This is a genomic window from Paenibacillus sp. ICGEB2008 (genome assembly GCF_000307675.1).
GTDB classification, from domain to species: Bacteria; Bacillota; Bacilli; order Paenibacillales; family Paenibacillaceae; genus Paenibacillus; species Paenibacillus polymyxa.
The window spans coordinates 1-2,402 of record NZ_AMQU01000046.1 but is presented as its reverse complement, the minus strand read 5'-3'; the positions used below and the strand labels follow the sequence as shown (position 1 = coordinate 2,402).

Below are 2,402 nucleotides of genomic sequence, written 5' to 3'. Positions count from 1 at the left end.
CCGCGGTGAATACGTTCCCGGGTCTTGTACACACCGCCCGTCACACCACGAGAGTTTACAACACCCGAAGTCGGTGAGGTAACCGCAAGGAGCCAGCCGCCGAAGGTGGGGTAGATGATTGGGGTGAAGTCGTAACAAGGTAGCCGTATCGGAAGGTGCGGCTGGATCACCTCCTTTCTATGGAGAATCGTTTCCTGCAATGGAAACATTCAAATCAGCAGGTGTATATACCTGCGACCGGATATTCAATTCGGTTCATCACGTTCGTGTGAATGAAATGAATATCCTGGACTTACTCACTCGTTGCTCAGTTTTGAGAGTTCAAACTCTCAAGCTTCGGCGAATGTTTCATTCACACATCGTGTGGAACCGAAATATTCATCGGGTTTCGCTTCGATGAAGCGAATTGCACCTTGAAAACTGGATACCGAAACGAAATTGCGTTTTAGAATATTCCTTTAAGCTGATCTTGTGTAAACAAGTGAAATAAAGGTAGCATATATCGACATTTTCTTTCTGCGAAAGAAAAGTCTAGGTTAAGCTACAAAGAGCACACGGAGGATGCCTAGGCGCCAGGAGCCGACGAAGGACGTGGCGAACAACGATAAGGCCTCGGGGAGCTGTAAGCAAGCTTTGATCCGGGGATGTCCGAATGGGGAAACCCGGCTGTCTTCATCGACAGTCACTACTCACTGAATTCATAGGTGAGTGAGAGGCAGACCAGGGGAACTGAAACATCTAAGTACCCTGAGGAAGAGAAAACAATAGTGATTCCGTCAGTAGCGGCGAGCGAACGCGGATTAGCCCAAACCAAGGAGCTTGTTCCTTGGGGTTGTGGGACGTCTCACATGGAGTTACAAAGGAACCGGTTAGATGAAGAGGTCTGGAAAGGCCCGCCAGAGAAGGTAAAAGCCCTGTAGTTCAAAACCCGTTCCCTCCGAGACGGATCCCGAGTAGTGCGGGGCACGTGAAACCCCGTATGAATCCGGCAGGACCATCTGCCAAGGCTAAATACTCCCTGGCGACCGATAGTGAAGCAGTACCGTGAGGGAAAGGTGAAAAGCACCCCGGAAGGGGAGTGAAATAGATCCTGAAACCGTGTGCTTACAAGAAGTCAGAGCCTATGATATTTTCCTTTGGAAAAATCACGGGTGATGGCGTGCCTTTTGTAGAATGAACCGGCGAGTTACGTTCCCGTGCAAGGTTAAGGTGAAGAGCTGAAGCCGCAGCGAAAGCGAGTCTGAATAGGGCGAATGAGTACGTGGACGTAGACCCGAAACCGGGTGATCTACCCCTGTCCAGGGTGAAGGTGCGGTAACACGCACTGGAGGCCCGAACCCACGCATGTTGAAAAATGCGGGGATGAGGTGGGGGTAGCGGAGAAATTCCAATCGAACCCGGAGATAGCTGGTTCTCCCCGAAATAGCTTTAGGGCTAGCCTCGGAAAGAAGAATCGTGGAGGTAGAGCACTGATTGGGTGCGGGGCCCGCAAGGGTTACCAAGCTCAGTCAAACTCCGAATGCCATAGATTTAGTTCCGGGAGTCAGACAGTGAGTGCTAAGATCCATTGTCGAAAGGGAAACAGCCCAGACCATCAGCTAAGGTCCCCAAGTGTGTGTTAAGTGGGAAAGGATGTGGAGTTGCACAGACAACCAGGATGTTGGCTTAGAAGCAGCCACCATTGAAAGAGTGCGTAATAGCTCACTGGTCGAGTGACTCTGCGCCGAAAATGTAACGGGGCTAAACACACCACCGAAGCTATGGCTTGATGCTTGCATCAGGGGTAGGGGAGCGTTGAATGCGGGTTGAAGGTGTACCGGAAGGAGCGCTGGACTGCATTCAAGTGAGAATGCCGGTATGAGTAACGAAAAGATCTGTGAGAATCAGATCCGCCGAAAGCCTAAGGGTTCCTGAGGAAGGTTCGTCCGCTCAGGGTAAGTCGGGACCTAAGGCGAGGCCGATAGGCGTAGTCGAAGGACAACAGGTGGAAATTCCTGTACCACCGTAATCCGCTATGAGCGATGGGGTGACGCAGTAGGGTAGTGACGCGGACTGATGGATGTCCGTCTAAGCAGTGAGGCTGATGTGTAGGCAAATCCGCACATCGTAAGGCTGGGCTGTGATGGGGAGCGAAAATTATAGTAGCGAAGGTCATGATCTCAGACTGCCAAGAAAAGCCTCTAGCCAGGAGAAGGTGCCCGTACCGCAAACCGACACAGGTAGGCGAGAAGAGAATTCTAAGGCGCGCGGAAGAACTCTCGTTAAGGAACTCGGCAAAATGACCCCGTAACTTCGGGAGAAGGGGTGCCTCGGTAGGGTGAATAGCCCGAGGGGGCCGCAGTGAAAAGGCCCAAGCGGACTGTTTAGCAAAAACACAGGTCTGTGCGAAGCCGCAAGGCGAA

General features: G+C 51.9%; 2 rRNA genes. Both read left to right on the top strand.

Annotation, left to right across the window (positions count from 1 at the left end):
- Positions 1-177, top strand: a 16S ribosomal RNA gene (locus tag C400_RS0125835); the annotation flags it as partial.
- 357 nt (positions 178-534) lie between these two features.
- A 23S ribosomal RNA gene (locus tag C400_RS0125830) occupies positions 535-2,402 on the top strand; the annotation flags it as partial.